Genomic DNA, 19,178 nt, shown 5'->3' on the forward strand with positions numbered 1-19,178 from the left:
TGAACGTGGGACCATCCCCGCGGTAGCGGGGAGCACGTTGTTCTGACATAACAACGCGGCCGGACGCGTGTCCCATCCGGCCGCGCGCCGGATCATCCCCGCGGTAGCGGGGACCAAGCTATTCAGTTCTTGTCGGTGGCGAATGTCTCGGCGATCCGCACCAGGGTGCGCGTCGCCGAACCGGTGCCGCCCTTGGGTGTGTACCCGAAGGGCGCGCCCTGGTTGAAGGACGGGCCGGCGATGTCGATGTGGGCCCACCGCTGGCCGTCGGCGATGAACTCCTTGAGGAAGATGCCCGCGGTGAGCATGCCGCCCCAGCGCTCACTCGCCACGTTGGCGATGTCGGCGACCGAGGAGTCCAGGCCCTTGCGCAGGTGGTCGGGGAGCGGCATCGGCCACGCCGCCTCACCGGCCGCCGTCGCCGCGGCGACGACGTCCTCGCGGACGGCGTCGTCGTTGGCCATCACGCCGAACAGCCGGGTGCCGAGCGCGACGAGCTGCGCGCCGGTCAGGGTGGCGACGTCGACGATCAGGTCGGGCTCGTCCTCGTGCGCGCGGACCAGCGCGTCGGCCATCACCAGGCGCCCCTCGGCGTCGGTGTTGAGCACCTCCACCGTCGTGCCCCCGTAGATCGAGATCACGTCGGACGGGCGCTGGGCGTTCCCGCCCACCATGTTCTCGGCGATCGCCAGGTAGCCGACGACGTTGACGGTCGGCTTGAGCAGGGCGATGCTTCGCATCGCCGCCAGCACCGCGGCGGCGCCGCCCATGTCGGACTTCATCCAGTCCATGGCGGAGGCGGGCTTGAGCGACAGGCCACCGGTGTCGAAGGTGATGCCCTTGCCGACGAAGGCGAGGGTCGTGTCGGCCTCGGGGTGGCTGTACGAGAGACGCACCAGTCGCGGCGGGTTGCTCGACCCCTGGCCGACACCGACCAGGCCGCCGTAGCCGCCATCGGCGAGCGCGTGCTCGTCGAGTGTCTCGATCTTGAGCCCGGTCTCCCGGGCGACCTCCTCAGCGGCACCGGCCAGGTCCTCGGGGACGAGGTCGGCGGGCGCGGTGTTGACGAGGTCACGGGCGAGGTTGGTCGACGCGGCGAGGACCTCGGCGCGGGCGGCGGCCTCGGCCGCGCCCTCGGCGGAGCTGATCACCGACAGCTCCAGCGGCGCCGGGGCGTCCTCCTCACCGGTGCGGTACCGGGTGAAGGAGTAGCCGCCGAGCAGCGCGCCAGTCGCGACCGCACCGGCCTGCTCAGCGGTATCGGCGGGCAGGGCCACGCCGACGCGGACCCGCTTCTTGCGCTCGCGCAGTGCGGCACCGGCGGCGCGGGAGAGAAGATCGAGGTCGATCGCTGCTCCGTCGGAGGGGGCGTCGCCCAGTCCGACCGCTATCACGACCGGGGCCTTGACGGCTCCCTGGGAGGGGAAGGTGTGCACCTCCTCGGGCTTGCCGCTCGCTCCCAGCAGCGACAGGGTCGTGGCGAGGCCGCCGGGGAAGGCGGCATCGACGGCGTGAGCGCCCGACGCGAGCTCCGGACCCTCGGGGCCGGAGTGGTAACCGACGACTACAGCGTCGGCGTCGAGCGAACAGGGGGATTCCGTTATGACTGACAGCGACGTGCTCACGGAGTCGATGCTAGTCCTTATGGCACGCCGCCGGGCACGCCGCACCCGGTATGCCGATGCACGGGGTCAATCAGCGGCGGAGTTGCGCGGACCGCGAAGATCGACGGTTCTTTCCCCCGGATCCGGGCGGTGTGTCGCGCCCACCGGCCGCGGCCGCGCGGTTCCGGGGGCTCCGCGTTCTCCCCTGTGACCGGCGCTGCGGCGGCCGGGCGTCGACGCGGGCGCCGCCCCTCGTACGGGGTGCCCGATGCGGGAAGAGGCGTTCGGCAGCGTCGGCCGACCGGAGGCGGGACCGCGGCCGCGGTGTGAAGAAATGTGATGATGGCGACAGAACCCGGGTTCGGGGCGGCACACCCGACGTCACCACCGCGAACGCCGGCAAGCCCCGACGTTCTCCCTGGCTCACAGCGCGATGACCGCGACGAGGAGCGCGGCCGTGGTCGCCGTCTCCGACAGCGCGCCGAGGACGTCTCCGGTGATCCCGCCCAGGCGGCGCCGCGCGTGGCCCAGCAGCCCGAGGGCGACAGCGAGGCCGACCGGCACCGCCAGCACGCACCCCAGCACGAACGCGCCGCCCTCGGACCACCCCAGCAAGGCGAGCAGGGGCACGACCGCAGTGCCCAGTGCCGCCGCCCACCACGGGACCGTCCCCGCGACCATCGCCCCCAGCCCTTCGGGGCGGGCCGCCGGGACGCGGGGCGTGCAGGCCCAGGTGATCGCCAGCCGCCCGGCGGCCACCGCCGTGAGCAGCCCGGCCGCACCCGCCGCCGGCGCGGCCTCGGCGAGCCGCCCCAGCGCCAGCACCTGGATCACCAGCACCAGCACCAGCGTGATCACGCCGAAGGGTCCGATGTCGGAGCGCTTCATGATGTCCAGCGCGCCGTCGGCGGGCCGAGCACTGCCGAGTCCGTCGGCGAGATCCGCCAGCCCGTCCAGGTGCAGCCCCCGGGTGAGCAGTGCCAGCACGCCCACTGCCAGCGCAGCGCTCAGCAGCGGGGACAGCCCGGCCGCGCCCGCGAGGACGAGCACCCCCGCGGCGACGGCCGCGATCACCACCCCGGCGAGGGGGGCCAGCGCCATCGCCCACCCCGCCACCGCGCGATCGACCCGCTCCACCCGCACGGGAATGACAGTGAGCGTCCCGAGCGCCATCCGCGCGCCGTCCACGGCATCGGCGAGGGGCCGGGTCCCCGCGGTCACGGCAGCTCCATGACCCGGCCGACGGTGACGAGGGCGACCTGCTCCGACTCGGCGGCGAGGCGCTGGTTGAGACGGCCGAGCCGGTCGCGGAAGAGGCCGCCGCTGACCGTGGCCGGGACGACCCCCGATCCGACCTCGTTGGTCACCGCGACAATGCGGGCGGAGCAGCGCCGCCACGCGGCGACGAGCTCGCCGATCCGCTCGTCCAGAACGGACTCGGCCTCGGGCGGAGGAGTCTCCTGCCACATGCCGCAACGCTCCATCATCCCGGCCAGCCAGGTGCCCACGCAGTCGAAGAGCACCGACCCCGTCGCTCGCTCCAGGACCGCGGCGGCCTCCAGTGTCTCCTCGGTATTCCACCACCACGGGCGGCGCCGCTGATGCAGGTCGACACGGCGTGCCCAGCCGTCATCGCCCTCCGCCACCGGGCCGGTGGCGAGGTAGGTGACCTCGGGTTCGCCGAGCAGCCGCAGCTCAGCCTCGGTGGACTTGCCGGAACGGGCGCCCCCGGTGATGAGGACCCGGTGCGGTCCGCGGATACGCGCGGTCGGCCAGGAGGCCGGAGGACAGTGCAGCTCTTGCCCATCGGAGGGCGACGAGGCCGACCACAGCCGGGCGCGGCGTTCGAACTCGGCGGGGGAGTGGACCCGGTGGTCCCCGCCGACCGCGAGTACCGCCGTGGTGACACCGACGATCCCGGCGCGACGCAGTGCCCCGATGGTCTGCGGGGACGCGACGACATCCACGATCGCCACGTCGACCTCGTGCGCGCCCGGCGCGCGGTCGTCGTCGGGCGGATCGGCCGGAGCCTTGGTGGCCGCGTACAGCAGCCGGCCGCCGTCGGGCCCCTCCACCCGCGTGCCGTAGGGCGTGTCGGTGACGGAGTACCCAGGGGGCGGCGGGGTCGCCGTGCCCACACCCGGATCGCGAAGGGTGAACACGTCATCGACCGTGATGCGCACGGGCTGCCGCCGATTCTCGACAGCGCGGTTGCACGACGCGCATCGGCAGTTGGGGGCCGGCCAGCCGGCAGAACCGGAGGTGCCGGAAAGTCGGATTCGCACGCCCGATAGTTAACCGCATCACGTCCACCCTCTGCCGTTAGGCTCGGCACGACCGACGGTGGCTGTGAGAGAGGCGGAACACCATGGCGTGGAGCTGGCGCTACGAGGCGGGCAACGGCAAACCCCTGGACGACGACGAGCTGCCCAGCGAACTCTTCACCTCCCGCGGCGACGCGGAGAGCTGGCTCGGCGAGAACTGGCAGGAACTCGCCGAGTCCGGCGCCGAACAGGTCACCCTCCTGGAGGACGAGCACGCCGTCTACACCATGAGCCTGGAGGAAGCCGACTAGCCGACCGCCGTCACGCCGACGTCCGTGCCCCTCCGACTGCCGACGGGGGCGCGGACGTCCGAAACGGCGGCCGTCGTGAAGAACACGGCGGCCGCGGCTACGCTCCCACGCCCCGATAGCTAGGGGCGCTTCTCCGGGCTGACGGTGTGGGCCGGGTCGCGTTCGACGCGGTCGCCGAGGATGTCGTCGATGCGGCGCATCATGTCCGCGTCCAACTTGACGCCGGAGGCCGCGGCGTTCTCGCGGACCTGCTGCGGGCGCGAGGCGCCGATGATGGCCGAGGAGACGTTGGGGTTCTGCAGGACCCAGGCCACGGCCAGTTGGGCCAGGCTCAGGCCGACCTCCTCGGCGAGGGGGCGGAGGTCCTGGATGCGGCGCAGGAGCTCCTGGTCGTCGAGGCCGCGGGCGGCCAGGAAGTCCGCTCCGCCGCCCTTGTCGTCGGTGGCGCGGGAGCCGGCCGGAGGCGCCTGGCCCGGGAGGTACTTGCCGGTCAGCAGGCCCTGGGCGATCGGCGACCAGACGATCTGGCCCACGCCGCCGCGCTCGCACGCCGGGACGACCTCGGGCTCGATCACCCGCCACAGCATGTTGTACTGCGGCTGGTTGGAGACGATCCGGTCCAGGCCCATCTCGTCGGCGAGCTTCAGCGCCCGCTCGATCTCCTCGGCGCGCCACTCGGAGACGCCGATGTAGCAGACCTTGCCCTGGCGGACCAGATCGTCGAACGCGCGGAGCGTCTCCTCCAGCGGCGTCGCGTAGTCGAACCGGTGCGCCTGGTAGAGATCCAGGTAGTCGGTGCCCAGTCGACGCAGGGAGTCCTCGGCCGCGCGCATGATGTGCTTGCGCGACAGGCCCCGGTCGTTCTTGCCCGGCCCCATGGGCCAGAACACCTTGGAGAAGATCTCCACGCCGTCGCGGCGCACGCCCTTCAGCGCGCGGCCCAGCACCTCCTCGGCGCGGCCCTGGGCGTAGACGTCGGCGGTGTCGAAGGTGGTGATGCCCTCGTCCAGCGCCGCTTGGACGCACCCGACGGCGGCGTCTTCCTCCACCTGGGAGCCGTGCGTGATCCAGTTCCCGTACGAGATCTCGCTGACGATGAGTCCGCTACTGCCAAGATGACGGAATTCCATGCCCGGCACACTAGTCCCGCGGACCTGCCCTGTCTCCTTCCGTATCCCCGCCGCTCACGGGTTTCGGGGACGGTGGTCGTCAGCTGCGGCGCGGCGTGACCGGGTCGCCCGGCTTGACCTGCGGCTTCGGTAGGCGCAGGCGGCGGATCTGCAGCTGGCGCATGGCCGCGTACCAGCCGACGCCGCGTACGCCCTCCGTCTCGTTGGGGAACAGCTCGCGGACGTTCTTCTTGATCCGGTTGCTGACGTAGATGCCCTCGGCCACGATGCTGACCATCATCACCGGCCAGATGATGTAGGTGACCGCGATCTGGAACTCCACGGACGGCAGGAACAGCAGCGCGATGATCAGCAGACAGAAGTACATGAAGAACTCGCTGATGCTGCGCCGGGCGTCGACGAAGTCCCGGGCGTAGGCGCGCACCCGGCCGTAGTCCTGGGCTCGGAAGTAGCGCTCCTCGCCCTTGGGCGCTCCGGCGCGCTGGGCAGCGCGCTGGCCTTCGCGGGCGCGGCGCTCCTTGTACTGCCGGTACGCCTCCTTGCGGCTCTGCGGTGCACCGAGGGGACGGTGCAGCTCCCTCGCGGATTCCCTGCGCTTAGGGGTCGGGGCGCCCTTTTTGGGCGTGTATCCCTTAGGTTGGGGGGCCTCAGTAGCCTCAGTACTGGCGGAGCCGGTCATGGCCGGCTCTGTGGATGCGGAAGATGCGGAGCGACGTCGGAACACATCCCTCAGGGTAGCCGGTCCGGGCTTCATGGCGACCGCACGCGATACCGCGTAGGGTTGAATGCAGCGCCCGCCGGGAACAGCCGATGTTTACGGACCGAGAAGGGGACGGCCACGCCGATGAGCGTGTTTCAGCGACTTTCAATGGTTTTCAAGTCCAAGGCCAACAAGGCCCTGGACTCCGTCGAGGACCCACGTGAAACCCTCGATTACTCGTATCAGAAGCAGCTGGAACTACTGCAGAAGGTCCGGCGCGGAGTGGCCGATGTAGCTACCTCCCGCAAACGGGTCGAACTGCAGATCCAGCAGCTTGAGCAGCAGTCCGGAAAGCTGGAGACCCAGAGCCGCGCGGCCCTCCAGCAGGGGCGTGAAGACCTGGCGCGCGAGGCCCTCAGCCGCCGCTCCGGCCTGACCTCCCAGATCGACGGCCTCAAGCAGCAGCACGAGGCGCTGCAGGGGGAAGAGCAGAAGCTCACCCTGGCCGCGCAGCGTCTGCAGGCCAAGGTGGACTCCTTCCGTACGAAGAAGGAGACGATCAAGGCCACCTACACCGCCGCCCAGGCGCAGACGCAGATCAGCGAGGCGTTCTCCGGCATCTCCGAGGAGATGGGCGACGTCGGCATGGCGGTCCAGCGTGCCGAGGACAAGACGGCCGAGATGCAGGCCCGCGCAGGTGCCGTTGACGAGCTGCTGGAGTCCGGTGCCCTGGACGACGTCACCGGTACGGCGAAGGACGACATCCAGTCCGAGCTCGACCGTCTGTCCAGCACCACCGGCGTCGAGGCCGAGCTGGAGCGGATGAAGCGCGAGCTGGAGCCGGGTGGCGGCCAGGCCGCCCCGCAGCAGATCGAGGGCGGCAACTCCACCCGCCAGGGCCAAGGGGAGGGTGCATGATCGTCCGCATTATGGGCGAGGGCCAGCTCGACCTGTCCGAGGCGGACCTCGACCTGCTCAACGACTTCGACCGCACGATCGAGTCGGCGATCGAGTCCGGCGACGAGGACGCCTTCCGCCGGGCCCTGCACGACCTGCTCGAGCGGGTGCGCACGGACGGCAAGCCGCTTGCGGACGCCGCGCTGGAGCCGTCGCAGTTCATCCTGCCGCCCGCTGACTCGACCATGGACGAGGTCCGCGCCATGCTCGGCGATGAGGGGCTCATCCCCGACGTGCGCTGAGTCCCCATTCGCGGGCTCCGGCCACTCCCGGCTCTCGCTGTTCTGATGGCCGTCGTACCCCCGGGGGTACGACGGCCATCGGCTTTTCCGTCGCGTCTCATCACCGGTCGTCCCTGGCTCCAGGACGCGGCCCGACAACCGGACTCCTCTGTTGCTCTCACGGAATTCCAACCTGTCCGGATTAGACTGCGAAACATCCCCCGATTCAGATGTGACCTGTGTGAGGTAGATCCGGCGAAAGGCGCGTCCCCGTGGCAGGCTCCAAGTTCATCCCCGACCGCGGGCTGACGACCCGTATGGTCCTGACGATGTCCCTGTTGGGCATCGTGTATGTGGCGTTCATCATTGTGCTCATCCTCATCGGCATGCCGTGGTACCTGGTGGTGCTGGTGATCGGCGGATTCGCGGTCGTCCAATACGTCTCCTCGGACAAGATCGCGATGTACTCCATGGGCGCCCGCGAGGTCACCCCGCAGCAGGCGCCGGAGCTGCACACCGTCGTCGACCGGCTGTGTGCGATGGCCGACATGCCCAAGCCCAAGGTCGCGATCGCCGAGTCCGACGTGCCCAACGCCTTCGCCACCGGCCACAACGAGAAGAACGCCGTCGTGTGCGTCACCACCGGCATCCTGCGCCGTCTGGAACCGGTGGAGCTGGAGGCGGTCCTCGCCCACGAGCTGTCCCACGTGGCGCACCGCGACGTCATGGTCATGACCATCGCGGGGTTCCTCGGCATCGTCGCCGGGTTCCTCACCCAGATGGGGCTGCGCTTCGCGGCGTTCGGCGGGGGCCGCAGCAACAACGGCGGCCCGGCCCCGGCGCTGATCGCCCTGGGCGTCGTGCTGGTCAGCGCCATCGTGTGGGCGCTGAGCTTCCTGCTGACCCGGGTGCTCTCCCGCTACCGGGAGCTGTCGGCCGACCGCGCCGCCGCCTACCTGACCGGGCGCCCCTCGTCGCTGGGCAGCGCGCTCACCAAGATCACCGGGGACATGGCCCGCATCCCGAGCCGGGACCTGCGCCAGGTCGAGCCGTTCAACGCGTTCTTCTTCACCCCGGCGTTCTCCAAGAGCGGGTTCAGCATGAGCCAGCTCATCGCCACCCACCCGCCCGTAGACAAGCGCCTGGCCCAGCTCGCGGACATCTCGCGGCAGCTGGGGCAGGGAGCGTAGGGGGCCCGCGCCCGCCCCGATCGATCCGGGAGGATCGGTGAACCAATGTGTGAGACCGATGAGTGAGGGATCGCAACCGTGAGCTTCCTGAGGGCCCTGCTGGGCCGTTCCAAGCCGGTCCAACCCGACCTTGACCAGCTCTTCGGGCTGCCGTCGGCGGCCGTCACACTGCGGGCCGCCGCCGGGTTCCAGCCCACCGGCACCGGTTCGGTGGCGTTCCGCGCCGCCGAAGGCCAGGCCTTCGCGAGCCTGGAGCGCGACGTCACCGACCTGCTCAACGCGGACAGCGGCCCCGCGGTGGAGCCGATTACCGACAACTACGGCTACACGTGGCTGGTGCTGCGCTCCGACGCCTCGGAGTCGAGCGACATCAGCGGGCTCGTCACCGACATCCACGCGGTCAACTCCTCGCTGGAGAGCGCCGGGTTCGGCCCCTCGCTGCTCTGCTCGCTGGTGACCTTCGCCGACGACAAGGGGCGCAAGGTCGCGCTCGTCTACCTCTACAAGCGCGGCACCTTCTACCCCTTCGCGCCGGCCGGGGGACAGCGCCGGGACAACGCGCTGGAGCTGCAGATCGAGGCGACCGTCGGCAACGACATCGCGGTGGAGAAGGACAAGTCGCGCTGGTTCCCGGTCTATGGCGCGCCTGGCCTGTGACGGTGGATTCGCGCGAGCGAATTTCGCTTCGTGAAATCTAAATATCGCAAAGTGGATAAAATCTTACGTCAGGTCTGGTCCTGAACGGGTGACTCCGGGCACACTGGTCCGGTGCGCATCGTTATAGCCCCAGACAAATTCGCCGGGACCCTCACCGCGATCGAGGCCGCCCGGGCCGTCGCCGACGGCTGGCACGACGTCGATCCCGAGGCAGCGACCGAACTCGTCCCGCTCTCCGACGGCGGACCCGGCTTCGTCGAGGTCCTGCACACCGCGCTCGGCGGGAAGACCGTCCGCCTGGACGTCACCGGCCCCCTGGGCACGCCCGTGCCCGCCGACTACCTCCTCGACGGCGATACCGCCTACATCGAGAGCGCCCAGGCCTGCGGCCTCCACCTCGTCGCCCCCGAACAGCGCGACCCCGGACGCACCACCAGCCGCGGAGTCGGAGAGCTGATCGCCCACGCCGTCGACGCGGGCGCCCGCACCGTCGTCGTCGGCCTCGGCGGCAGCGCCACCAACGACGCCGGAGCCGGAATGCTCGCCGCCCTGGGCGCCGCGCCCGGCCGCGCGCTGTCCGCCGGGGCGAGGCACTCGCCGAGCTGTCCGGCCCGATCGACCTCGCGCCGGCGCGCCGCGCCACCGAGGGATCCGGCTGATCGCCGCCACCGACGTCGACAACCCGCTGCTCGGCCGGCACGGCGCGAGCGCCGTCTTCGGCCCGCAGAAGGGCGCCGACGACACCCAGGTGCAGCGCCTGGACCGCGCCCTCACCGCGTTCGCCGACGCCACGGCCGCCGCCCCCGGATCCTCGGACGACCCGCGGCACACGCCCGGCGCCGGTGCCGCGGGCGGGCTCGGCTACGCGCTGCTGCTGCTCGGCGGCACCGTCGAATCGGGGGTGGCCCGCGTCCTGGCCGCCGTGGACCTCTCAGCGCAGGTCGCAGCGGCCGACCTTGTCATCACGGGGGAGGGGTCCTTCGACTCCCAGTCGCTGCGCGGCAAACTTCCCCACGGCGTGGCCCGGGCGGCCGCCGCGCACGCCGTTCCGTGCGTCGTCACCGCGGGCGTGGTGAGCGTGGGCCGCGAAGAGGCCGCCGCGGCCGGGATCACCGCGACCTACTCCCTGGTGGAGTCGGCGGGGTCGACCGAGGCCGCGCTGACCCGCTCCGCCGCGGAGCTGCGCCGTCTGGCCGCCGACGTCGCCCGCCGCTGGCGGCGCTGACGCGCCGCCGCCCTCCGGTCACCCGCCGCCGACCCAGCGCAGCGCGGCTCTCCGTGGGACCGGCCACCGCCGCTCCCCGGGAATGGCGGACACCGACCGAACGACCTAACCTGGGTGTGCAGCACTATGGTGCGTGCGTCCGGGGCGCTCCGGTGAGCCGGTCCCAGGACAGCGTCGCGCCCCCTACGCGGGGGAGCGGCGGCCGGCGATGGACGGCACCGGGACACGGCGTCCTTCGGGCGGACGGACCAGCGAGCAGTGAGCAGTGCGTGTCCCCGCCACGGGCTGGAATGCACAACGCAGCCTCGGTGTTGAGACGTCGAGGAGTACTCAGGTCGCAGTGGCGGCCGCCACGCCTTTTGGAGGAGCTAGTAGATATGACGGTTCAGAGCGAGGCCACCGCGCAGGGGATCATCCTGACGGACGAGGCGTCGGGCAAGGTCAAGGGCCTCCTGGAGCAGGAAGGCCGCGATGACCTGCGGCTGCGTGTCGCTGTTCAGCCGGGGGGCTGCTCGGGGCTGCGCTACCAGCTGTTCTTCGACGAGCGTGAACTCGACGGCGATGTGGTGGCCGAGTTCGGTGGTGTGGAGGTCGTCACCGACCGCATGAGCGCTCCCTACCTCATGGGCGCCACCATCGACTTCGTCGACACCATCGAGAAGCAGGGCTTCACCATCGACAACCCGAACGCCACCGGGTCCTGCGCCTGCGGCGACTCCTTCAACTAGCCCCCGGGGACGCCGCTCCGGCCGCAGGTGGGAGCGGTGACGTCGGACCTGGCCCGCGCGGGAAAACCGTGCGGGCTTTTTCATATACCCACATATTCACCGATTCCACCGGACATAGGGCCTTCAATGCCCGCGGCACTGATGGGTACTCTTGCTAGGTCCCGATCTCCCGACCCAAGGAGCCCTCCGCAGTGCGCATCGCGGTTACCGGATCCATCGCCACCGACCACCTGATGACCTTCGAGGGACGCTTCGCCGAGCAGCTGATCGCCGACCAACTGGAACAGGTGTCGCTGTCGTTCCTGGTCGACGAGCTGGAAGTACGCCGCGGCGGCGTCGCGCCCAACATCTGCTTCGGCATGGGGCGCCTGGGCCTGCGCCCCGTCCTGGTGGGCGCGGCGGGCGCCGACTTCGAGGAGTACCGGTCGTGGCTGGAGCGGCACGGTGTGGACACCTCCGGGGTGCACATCTCCGACCTGCGGCACACCGCGCGGTTCGTCTGCACCACGGACCGCGACCACAACCAGATCGCGTCGTTCTACGCCGGCGCCATGGCCGACGCCCGCAACATCGAGCTGAAGCCGCTCAGCGACCGCGACGGCGGCCTGGACCTCGTGCTGATCGGCGCCAACGACCCCGAGGCGATGCTGCGGCACAGCGACGAGTGCCGCGCCCGCGGCCTCGCGTTCGCCGCCGACCCCTCCCAGCAGCTGGCCCGCATGGAGGGCCCGGAGGTCCGCCGCCTCATCCAGGGCGCCACCTACCTGTTCACCAACGAGTACGAGAAGGCGCTCGCCGAGCAGAAGACCGGCTGGAGCGACGAGGAGATCCTCGACCTCGTCGGCACCCGCGTCACCACGCTCGGCGCCAAGGGCGTGGTGATCGACCGCAAGGGCGAGCCGCCGCTGCACATCCCCGCCGCCGCGGTGAACGAGAAGGCCGACCCGACGGGCGTCGGCGACGCCTTCCGCGCGGGCTTCCTCGCCGGTGTGTCCTGGGAGCTGTCGCTGGAGCGCGCCGCCCAGATCGGTAACGCCACCGCGGTGCACTCGCTGGAGGTCAGCGGCCCGCAGGAGTACAAGCTGACCGGGGAGACCCTGGTGGAGCGGATCGCCGCCAGCTACGGCGAGGACAGCGCCGCCGAGGTGAAGCCCTTCGTGGGCAAGGCCGTCTGACGCGCGGCGAAGGCCGAAACGGCCTGACGAGAACCGGTCGCCTCCGCGCTGCCCCTGCGCCGCGGAGGCGCTTCTCGTATCAGGGGTGCGCCGCGCTCCCGTGCCGCGACATGAGGTCGAACAGCGCGCGCTCCAACTGGCAGGGCCGCGTGACCCGGCTGCTCCACGGCACCCGGATCAGCGCCGGGTGGCCGCCGTGCACGGGGTTGACCCACAGCGTCACGCCTTGGGCGTCCAGCTCCCAGAGCCAGGCCGCTCCGTCCGGAGCCTCGGGCAGGTGCCGCAGCGAGGCGCTCAGCTCGTCGCGGTGGCAGTCGTTGACGTGGCGCAGGATCCGCTCGGCCGCGCCGGTGATCGGATCGGGGCGCATGGCCATGTAGGACGCGCCGTCGATGAGCCCCGCGGCGTCGTAGGTGTGGTACATCACCGTCGCCGGCTCCACTCGGGCGAGGAGCGGCGCGTCCGGCATGGGATCATGGTCCACTGCGGCGAGTAGCTCCTCGTCGGGACATCCGTCCCACACCGCGAGGGCGGCGTCGCGGCGCTCGCCTGCGGGGACGATCGAAACGTGGCCGTCGCACCACAGCCGAGCGCGTACAGTAGGTGTGCGACCCACGTGCCGCAGCGCGGAGAGTCCGACGCCGATCGTGAGATCGGCGCGGTCGTGCTGAGACGCCCGCAACGCCTCGTGCAGCGGGTGGCCGTTCTCGGCCCACAGCACCGCGCGACCGGCATGGTCTACCGCCCCGCGCACGCTGAAACGCGTGTCGGGATTGTTTGCCAACACCGCCGTGGTGGGGGTCGCCGTGGCGGCGAGGGAACGGACCCGTTCGATCGCGGACGGGCTGGGCTGTCGCATGACACCTCCTAGACTTAGGCAAGCCTTACCTAGGATTCCCGTTTTTTCAAGTGACTCAAATAACGGAGGACCTCAATGCGCTACACCGGACCTAAGGTGCGGTTGTCCCGGCGCGCGGGCACCCCGCTGACCCGTAAGGCGGTCAGCTACTTCGAGAAGCGGCCGTACCCCCCGGGTGAGCACGGTCGCCGCGTTCGTCGCAACACCAGCGACTTCGCGGTCCGCCAGGCCGAGAAGCAGAAGATGCGCTGGTACTACGACCTGTCGGAGAAGCAGCTTCTGCGCGTCTACGAGAACGCCAAGAAGCGCCCGGGCCGTACCGGTGAGGAAATGGTCACCGAGCTGGAGCTCCGTCTCATGACGGTCGTGCTGCGGGCCGGCTTCGCGTCGTCGATCTACGCCGCGCGGCAGTACATCAACCACGGCCACATCACCGTGGACGGCAAGAAGGTCGACATCCCGTCGTACCAGCTCAAGCCGGGCCAGGTGATCGGCGTTCGGGAGAAGTCCCGCAACATGGTGCCGTTCGTCGAGGCCGCCGAGGGGATCCACGCCGACGACAAGATCGCCGGCTTCCTCGCGGTGAGCCACAAGGACCTGCGCATCGCGGTCGTCGACCGCCCGAAGCGCGAGCAGGCCCCGGTTCCCTTCGACGAGCAGCTCGTCGTCGAGTACTACGCCCGCTAGTCCTCTGGCGTAAGCAGGGCCGCGCAGCCGGAATCCGGCCGCGCGGCCCTGCTTTGTGGTGCGCCCGAGGTTCGGGGCCGCCTCAGTACATCCGCCGGATGTGGAAGGCGCTCCCTCGCTCCAATGGGACTTCGGCCACGAACTCGTGCATCTTCAACCGGCACCACGCCGGGATGTCCGTCTTAGCGGCCGGATCATCGGCTGTGACAGCGATGACAGTACCGATCGGCACCTCGCGGATACGGCCCGCGAGCATGATGATCGGGATCGGGCATTTGCGGCCGGTCGCTTCGACGGTGACCAAGGGGCGGTCCGACACCGATGTTCTCCTCGCGTAGCGGGTTCGTATCCCAATCTTGACCCATGCGGAGCGTTAAACGGCACCCGGTTAAGGGTGTCGTAAATGCAGCGATACCCTCGCCTTAGCCCGCTCTCCTGGGCGGTCTTTCGGACACCCGGACGGTGTCCTGAGCAGCCCAGGAATGCCGGGCAGGGCGATGGACGCGAACCGCTGGTGACCCGGCCCGGCGCACCGCGCCCACGCGGCCGGACGGTGTCCCGCACCGCCCCACCGCAAGGGTGTGCAGCAACACGCTGGCAGGGTTCGCCCACGAGCGGATCACCAGGCGATTCGCGATAATGTTGCCCGTTGACAAGCTTCGGATATAACTACGCCCGCGCACGTCGCGCGGGCATTCACCGCTGGGAAGGCAATCCGTGAGTCCGACCCGCCATAGGAATCGGCGCTCCGCGTTGCGCCGATGGGCACCACGTGGCGCCGCGCTCGCCGCGTTGGGTATTGCCGCGACCGGCTGCGCGTCGAACGAGTTCACTCGTTTGGGTGTGCCGGAGCCGATCACCGAGCAGGCAGAGACCGTTCTCGCGCTCTGGCAGGGCTCGTGGGTGGCGGCGTTCGCGGTCGGCATTCTCGTGTGGGGGCTGATCATCTGGTCGATCATCTTCCACCGCAAGCGCTCCGAGCAGCTGCCGCCGCAGGTGCGCTACAACATGCCCATCGAGGCGCTCTACACCGTTCTGCCGATCGTCGTTATCGCGGTCCTCTTCTACTTCACCGCGCGCGACCAGGCCTACCTGCTGGAGACCGACGAGAAGGCCGACGTCAACGTCGAGGTCGTCGGCTTCCAGTGGAGTTGGCAGTTCAACTACCTCGACCAGTCCAAGGCCGAGGCCGAGGAAGCCGCCGACGACCCCAAGGCCCAGCCGACCACCGAGTTCGCGGTCGTCGGTACCCCGCAGGAGGTCCCCACCCTGCGGCTTCCCGAGGGCGCGGTCGTGCACTTCGACCTCACCTCGCCCGACGTCATCCACTCCTTCTGGATCCCCGCGTTCGCCTTCAAGATGGACGTCATCCCGAACCGGGACAACGAGTTCCAGGTCAAGGTCAAGGACGGCACCGCGGGCACCTACGCCGGCCGCTGCGCCGAGCTGTGCGGTGTCGAGCACGCGGGCATGCTCTTCAACCTCGAGGTCATGGAGCCCGAGGACTACCAGAAGTGGGCGGCCGAGCAGAAGCAGGCCGCCGAGGCGTCGTCCGAGCAGCTCGCGGAGAAGGCCGCCGACAAGGGGGCCGACGCCACCGCGAAGGGCGCTGAGAACGGCGCCGAGGCTCGCGACGAGAAGGCCGAGACGGCGACGGACGGCGACAAGGCCGAGCAGGCCGAGAACGCCGACAAGGCCGAGACGGCCCACGGCGCTGACGAGCAGGACACGGCCGACGCCGCGGCCGAGGAGGCGGGCCAGTAATGACGACGGCAACCGAGACGAGTGTCGCGGCCGGACCCCGGCCCACACGCAAGGGGTCGATGATCGTCAGCTGGATGACGTCGACCGACCACAAGACGATCGGGTACATGTACCTGATCACTTCGTTCGCGTTCTTCCTGTTCGGCGGAATCCTGGCGCTGATCATCCGCGCCGAGCTGTTCCTGCCGGGCCTGCAGGTCGTGACGAAGGAAGAGTTCAACCAGCTCTTCACCATGCATGGCACGATCATGCTGCTGCTGTTCGCGACCCCGCTGTTCGTCGGGTTCACCAACATCATCATGCCGCTGCAGATCGGCGCCCCCGACGTGGCGTTCCCGAGGATGAACATCTTCGGGTACTACCTGTTCCTGTTCGGCGGCCTCATCGTCGTCGGCGGGTTCCTCACCCCGGGCGGTGCGGCGAGCTTCGGCTGGTTCGCCTACACCCCGCTCTCCGACGCGGTCCGCTCGCCGGGCCTCGGCGGCGACCTGTGGATCCTGGGCCTGGCCGTCAGCGGTCTGGGCACCATCCTCTCGGCGGTCAACTTCATCACCACCGGCCTGTGCATGCGCGCGCCCGGCATGACGATGTTCCGGATGTCGATCTTCTCCTGGAACGCCATGCTGACCAGCGTGCTCGTGCTGATCGCGTTCCCGGTCCTGACCGCGGCCCTGGTCGCGCTGGGCGCCGACCGCATGGTCGGCACCCACGTGTTCGACCCCGAGCACGGCGGCGCCATCCTCTGGCAGCACCTGTTCTGGTTCTTCGGCCACCCCGAGGTGTACATCATCGCGCTGCCGTTCTTCGGTATCGCGACCGAGATCCTGCCGGTGTTCAGCCGCAAGCCGATCTTCGGCTACAAGAGCCTCGTCGGCGCGACCATCGCCATCGCGGGTCTGTCCGTCACGGTCTGGGCGCACCACATGTTCCCGACCGGCGCGGTGCTGCTCCCGTTCTTCTCGTTCATGACCTTCCTGATCGCGGTCCCGACCGGTGTGAAGTTCTTCAACTGGATCGGCACCATGTGGCGCGGCCAGATCGTCATGGCCACCCCGATGCTGTTCGTCATCGGCTTCCTGGTGACGTTCCTCTTCGGCGGTCTCACCGGTGTGCTCCTGGCCTCGCCGCCGATCGACTTCCACGTCACCGACAGCTACTTCGTCGTGGCCCACTTCCACTACGTGGTCTTCGGAACCGTGGTCTTCGCGATGTTCGCCGGCTTCTACTTCTGGTGGCCGAAGTTCACCGGGAAGATGCTGAACGAGCGGCTCGGCAAGGCGCACTTCTGGGTGCTGTTCTTCGGCTTCCACGGCACCTTCCTGGTGCAGCACTGGCTGGGCGCCGAGGGCTTCCCCCGCCGCTACGCCGACTACCTGCCCAGTGACGGCTTCACCGCGCTGAACCAGATCTCCTCGGTCAGCTCGTTCGTCCTGGGCGCCTCGACCCTGATCTTCTTCTGGAACATGTGGATCACCCACAAGAACCCGAAGACGGTCGAGGTCGACGACCCGTGGGAGTACGGCTGCTCGCTGGAGTGGGCCACCTCCTGCCCGCCGCCGCGGCACAACTTCACGTCGCTGCCGCGGATCCGGTCCGAGCGCCCCGCGTTCGACCTCCACCATCCGCACGCTGCCGCTCCGGGTGCGCACCCGGAACCGGCGACCACGAAGTAAGAGGGTGCGTTCATCATGAAGATGCAGGCTTACCTGTTCATGGGCGTCTCCACCTTCTTCGGCCTGTGCGCGGCGCTCTACGCCTACTGGGCCTGGGTGGCTGAGGGACAGATCGAGTGGACCGGCACGGTCGCCCTGGTCGTCGCGATCGGGTTCGGCTGGATGATCGGCTTCTGGCTGTGGCAGGCCGCCCGGCGCAGCGAGAGCTTCCACGGGCTGCCCCCGGAGGAGCGCCTCGACGGTGAGATCGCCGAGAACGCCGGCGAGTACGGGTTCTTCAGCCCGCACAGCTGGTGGCCGCTGTTCGTGGCCATGTCGGTCTCCTTCACCGCGGTGGGCGTGGCGATCGGCTGGTGGATGGTCTTCATCGGCGTGTTCGCCATCATCCTGACCTCCATCGGCTGGGTCTTCGAGTACTACCGCGGAGAGTTCCAGCACTGAGCGTCACCCCACCGGGTTCGCCCCGGTGGGACGACCGCGCCCTGATCCCCGGCAGGTCGGTGGGTTCCGATGAGTCCACCGACCGGCCGGGGGTATTCTTTTGGGGCGGCCCGTACCTGATCTTCGGTATCTCCCCCCTTTTGGCCGCTGTTGTCAACGATGTGGAACTTTCCAGCTCACCACGGCGTCCAAGGGGAGGACGGGTTCCGCAGGTAGAGCAGGACGCAGGAGGTCGCTCGCGTGAAGGGCAGCACAGTACCGACGGCATACCGTCGGCTCGGCGCCGGAATGGCCGGTCTGACCCTTGCCCTCACCACCGCATGCACGGGCTCTGGTGGCACCGACACCAACACCACGGGCGCCGAGGCCAGCGGGGGCGAGGTCAAGGTCGAGATCAGTCCCGAGGACGGCGCCACCAAGGTGCGCCCGAACCTCCCGGTGACGGTGACCGCCGATGGCGGGACCATCACCGACGTGCAGGTGGAGCAGTCGGGGGGAAATGAGGCCGACGCCCAGAACCCGGCCGACGGGGAGAGCACCGACGGCGGCGACGAGGGCCAGGCCGAGGTCGACAAGGTCACCGGCACCCTCAACAAGGACAAGACCGAGTGGGTCAGTGACTGGAATCTCATCCCGGGCTCCAATGTCACCGTGACCGCCGTCGCCGAGGACAAGTCCGGCGAGGAGACCGAGGTCGTCAGCGAGTTCTCCACGCTGGAGGCCACGCCGGGCAAGCGGCTGGAGCTCAAGTCCAACTTCCCCAGCAGCGGCCAGGAGGTCGGTGTGGGGATGCCGATCGTCGTCAACTTCGACCTGCCCGTGGAGAACAAGGAGCAGGTCGAGAACTCCATCGAGGTCACCTCCGACGAGCCGGTCGAGGGCGCCTGGAACTGGTTCGGCGATAAGGAGGCGGTGTTCCGCCCCAAGGACTACTGGAAGCCGAACCAGAAGGTCAGCGTCGACATGCACCTGGCCGGCACCGAGGCGTCCGAGGGCGCCTACGGGGTGAAGAACTACCGCCTCGACTTCACGGTGGGTCGCAAGCAGGTCAGCACCATCGAGAACGACGACTACACGATGACGGTCGAGCGCGACGGGAAGAAGATCAAGACCTTCCCGATCAGCATGGGCAAGGCCACCACGGAGAAGTACACCACGACCAGCGGCACCCACGTGGTGATGGAGAAGTACGACCGGCTGGTCATGGACTCCTCCACGGTCGGCGTCCCGGTCGACAGCCCCGAGGGCTACAAGCTGGACGTCGACTACGCCGTCCGGTTCTCCGACAGCGGCGAGTTCACCCACGCGGCCCCCTGGAACGGCCAGCTCGGCGAGGCCAACCTGAGCCACGGCTGCCCGAACATGAGCGTGGCCGGCGCCAAGTGGTACTACGAGAACTCGCTCATGGGCGACATCCTGCAGGTCAACGGCACCGACCGGGAACTCGCGGTCGACAACGGCTGGGGCTTCTGGCAGCGCTCCTGGGACGAGTGGCTGGACAACAGCGCCACCGGCAAGGCCGACACCACCGACGGCAAGGGCACCCCGGGCAACGTGCACGGCGGCGCCGCCTAAGGCCGCACAGCGCACCT

Annotated in this window: 19 protein-coding genes and 1 pseudogene; 13 read left to right on the forward strand and 7 right to left on the reverse strand. The window is 69.6% G+C overall.

The genetic code is table 11. The features are described from left to right. Positions 1-122: 122 nt before the first annotated feature. From CDO52_RS11380 to CDO52_RS11390, 3 genes are all read right to left on the reverse strand, one after another. A complete protein-coding gene (locus CDO52_RS11380) occupies positions 123-1,625 on the reverse strand; it encodes a leucyl aminopeptidase (RefSeq protein ID WP_017617126.1) in 1,503 nt (500 codons plus the stop codon). Positions 1,626-2,027: 402 nt separating this feature from the next. Beyond that, complete coding sequence (locus CDO52_RS11385) at positions 2,028-2,825, reverse strand: adenosylcobinamide-GDP ribazoletransferase (protein ID WP_017617125.1); 798 nt, start codon at positions 2,823-2,825, stop codon at positions 2,028-2,030. Beyond that, entirely contained in the window at positions 2,822-3,781 is a 960-nt protein-coding gene (locus CDO52_RS11390) for a bifunctional adenosylcobinamide kinase/adenosylcobinamide-phosphate guanylyltransferase (RefSeq protein ID WP_026125483.1), read from the reverse strand. The genes CDO52_RS11385 and CDO52_RS11390 overlap by 4 nt, the downstream gene beginning before the upstream one ends. Positions 3,782-3,972: 191 nt before the next feature. Here CDO52_RS11390 and CDO52_RS11395 point away from each other — a divergent pair, with 191 nt between their 5' ends. Beyond that, positions 3,973-4,179, forward strand: a complete 207-nt coding sequence (locus CDO52_RS11395) for a hypothetical protein (RefSeq protein WP_017617123.1) — start codon at positions 3,973-3,975, stop codon at positions 4,177-4,179. A gap of 119 nt (positions 4,180-4,298) precedes the next feature. Here the strand turns inward: CDO52_RS11395 and CDO52_RS11400 are convergent, their stop codons facing one another. After that, positions 4,299-5,309: an aldo/keto reductase family protein gene (locus tag CDO52_RS11400; protein ID WP_017617121.1), complete on the reverse strand. Its 1,011-nt coding sequence runs from the start codon at positions 5,307-5,309 to the stop codon at positions 4,299-4,301. Between the two features lie 79 nt (positions 5,310-5,388). Next, a complete protein-coding gene (locus CDO52_RS11405) occupies positions 5,389-5,988 on the reverse strand; it encodes a DUF3043 domain-containing protein (protein WP_083919703.1) in 600 nt (199 codons plus the stop codon). Between the two features lie 165 nt (positions 5,989-6,153). Here CDO52_RS11405 and CDO52_RS11410 point away from each other — a divergent pair, with 165 nt between their 5' ends. The 7 genes and pseudogenes from CDO52_RS11410 (at position 6,154) to CDO52_RS11440 (ending at position 12,162) form a co-directional block, all read left to right on the forward strand. Further along, positions 6,154-6,927 carry a PspA/IM30 family protein gene (locus tag CDO52_RS11410; protein ID WP_083919702.1) on the forward strand — a complete coding sequence of 258 codons (774 nt, stop codon included), beginning with the start codon at positions 6,154-6,156 and terminating at the stop codon, positions 6,925-6,927. Further along, positions 6,924-7,208 (forward strand): PspA-associated protein PspAA, encoded by a 285-nt coding sequence (gene pspAA / locus CDO52_RS11415; RefSeq protein ID WP_017617118.1) that lies wholly within the window; start codon positions 6,924-6,926, stop codon positions 7,206-7,208. The genes CDO52_RS11410 and pspAA overlap by 4 nt, the downstream gene beginning before the upstream one ends. Positions 7,209-7,459: 251 nt before the next feature. Next, complete coding sequence (gene htpX / locus CDO52_RS11420) at positions 7,460-8,377, forward strand: zinc metalloprotease HtpX (protein WP_017617117.1); 918 nt, start codon at positions 7,460-7,462, stop codon at positions 8,375-8,377. Between the two features lie 78 nt (positions 8,378-8,455). Continuing rightward, positions 8,456-9,034 carry a PspA-associated protein PspAB gene (gene pspAB, locus CDO52_RS11425; RefSeq protein WP_017617116.1) on the forward strand — a complete coding sequence of 193 codons (579 nt, stop codon included), beginning with the start codon at positions 8,456-8,458 and terminating at the stop codon, positions 9,032-9,034. A 111-nt stretch (positions 9,035-9,145) separates the two neighbouring features. Continuing rightward, a pseudogene (locus CDO52_RS11430) lies at positions 9,146-10,259 on the forward strand (glycerate kinase family protein). A 377-nt stretch (positions 10,260-10,636) separates the two neighbouring features. Next, the gene (locus tag CDO52_RS11435) at positions 10,637-10,987 is read left to right on the forward strand and encodes a HesB/IscA family protein (protein ID WP_017617114.1); all 351 of its coding nucleotides are present in this window, start codon (positions 10,637-10,639) and stop codon (positions 10,985-10,987) included. 191 nt (positions 10,988-11,178) lie between these two features. After that, positions 11,179-12,162 carry a carbohydrate kinase family protein gene (locus CDO52_RS11440; protein WP_017617113.1) on the forward strand — a complete coding sequence of 328 codons (984 nt, stop codon included), beginning with the start codon at positions 11,179-11,181 and terminating at the stop codon, positions 12,160-12,162. 79 nt (positions 12,163-12,241) lie between these two features. Here the strand turns inward: CDO52_RS11440 and CDO52_RS11445 are convergent, their stop codons facing one another. After that, the gene (locus CDO52_RS11445) at positions 12,242-13,021 is read right to left on the reverse strand and encodes a DUF2470 domain-containing protein (protein ID WP_017617112.1); all 780 of its coding nucleotides are present in this window, start codon (positions 13,019-13,021) and stop codon (positions 12,242-12,244) included. A gap of 75 nt (positions 13,022-13,096) precedes the next feature. Between CDO52_RS11445 and rpsD the strand changes: the two genes are divergently transcribed. Continuing rightward, positions 13,097-13,708 (forward strand): 30S ribosomal protein S4, encoded by a 612-nt coding sequence (gene rpsD, locus CDO52_RS11450; RefSeq protein ID WP_017617111.1) that lies wholly within the window; start codon positions 13,097-13,099, stop codon positions 13,706-13,708. Positions 13,709-13,790: 82 nt separating this feature from the next. On the opposite strand, the gene CDO52_RS11455 is transcribed toward rpsD, so the two are convergent. Next, positions 13,791-14,027 carry a sulfurtransferase TusA family protein gene (locus tag CDO52_RS11455; protein WP_017617110.1) on the reverse strand — a complete coding sequence of 79 codons (237 nt, stop codon included), beginning with the start codon at positions 14,025-14,027 and terminating at the stop codon, positions 13,791-13,793. A 398-nt stretch (positions 14,028-14,425) separates the two neighbouring features. On the opposite strand from CDO52_RS11455, the gene ctaC reads away from it, so the two are divergent. The 4 genes from ctaC (at position 14,426) to CDO52_RS11475 (ending at position 19,161) form a co-directional block, all read left to right on the forward strand. Beyond that, a complete protein-coding gene (ctaC, locus tag CDO52_RS11460; RefSeq protein WP_449406726.1) occupies positions 14,426-15,472 on the forward strand; it encodes an aa3-type cytochrome oxidase subunit II in 1,047 nt (348 codons plus the stop codon). Next, positions 15,472-17,145 carry an aa3-type cytochrome oxidase subunit I gene (gene ctaD / locus CDO52_RS11465; protein ID WP_094932373.1) on the forward strand — a complete coding sequence of 558 codons (1,674 nt, stop codon included), beginning with the start codon at positions 15,472-15,474 and terminating at the stop codon, positions 17,143-17,145. Before ctaC ends, ctaD begins: the two co-directional genes overlap by 1 nt. A 15-nt stretch (positions 17,146-17,160) precedes the next feature. After that, complete coding sequence (locus tag CDO52_RS11470) at positions 17,161-17,586, forward strand: cytochrome c oxidase subunit 4 (RefSeq protein WP_017617108.1); 426 nt, start codon at positions 17,161-17,163, stop codon at positions 17,584-17,586. Between the two features lie 288 nt (positions 17,587-17,874). Then, on the forward strand, positions 17,875-19,161 hold the full coding sequence (locus tag CDO52_RS11475; protein ID WP_017617107.1) for a L,D-transpeptidase: 1,287 nt from the start codon (positions 17,875-17,877) through the stop codon (positions 19,159-19,161). Positions 19,162-19,178: the final 17 nt, after the last annotated feature.

It is taken from the genome of Nocardiopsis gilva YIM 90087 (genome assembly GCF_002263495.1).
GTDB classification, from domain to species: domain Bacteria; phylum Actinomycetota; class Actinomycetes; order Streptosporangiales; family Streptosporangiaceae; genus Nocardiopsis_C; species Nocardiopsis_C gilva.

Coding starts and splice junctions, on each gene's coding strand:
- ctaD (WP_094932373.1), top strand. CDS start 15,472: ATGACGACGGCAACCGAGACGAGTGTCGCGGCCGGACCCCGGCCCACA.
- CDO52_RS11410 (WP_083919702.1), top strand. CDS start 6,154: ATGAGCGTGTTTCAGCGACTTTCAATGGTTTTCAAGTCCAAGGCCAAC.
- pspAA (WP_017617118.1), top strand. CDS start 6,924: ATGATCGTCCGCATTATGGGCGAGGGCCAGCTCGACCTGTCCGAGGCG.
- CDO52_RS11435 (WP_017617114.1), top strand. CDS start 10,637: ATGACGGTTCAGAGCGAGGCCACCGCGCAGGGGATCATCCTGACGGAC.
- rpsD (WP_017617111.1), top strand. CDS start 13,097: ATGCGCTACACCGGACCTAAGGTGCGGTTGTCCCGGCGCGCGGGCACC.
- CDO52_RS11475 (WP_017617107.1), top strand. CDS start 17,875: ATGGCCGGTCTGACCCTTGCCCTCACCACCGCATGCACGGGCTCTGGT.
- CDO52_RS11405 (WP_083919703.1), bottom strand. CDS start 5,988: ATGACCGGCTCCGCCAGTACTGAGGCTACTGAGGCCCCCCAACCTAAG.
- CDO52_RS11395 (WP_017617123.1), top strand. CDS start 3,973: ATGGCGTGGAGCTGGCGCTACGAGGCGGGCAACGGCAAACCCCTGGAC.
- CDO52_RS11445 (WP_017617112.1), bottom strand. CDS start 13,021: ATGCGACAGCCCAGCCCGTCCGCGATCGAACGGGTCCGTTCCCTCGCC.
- CDO52_RS11470 (WP_017617108.1), top strand. CDS start 17,161: ATGAAGATGCAGGCTTACCTGTTCATGGGCGTCTCCACCTTCTTCGGC.
- CDO52_RS11400 (WP_017617121.1), bottom strand. CDS start 5,309: ATGGAATTCCGTCATCTTGGCAGTAGCGGACTCATCGTCAGCGAGATC.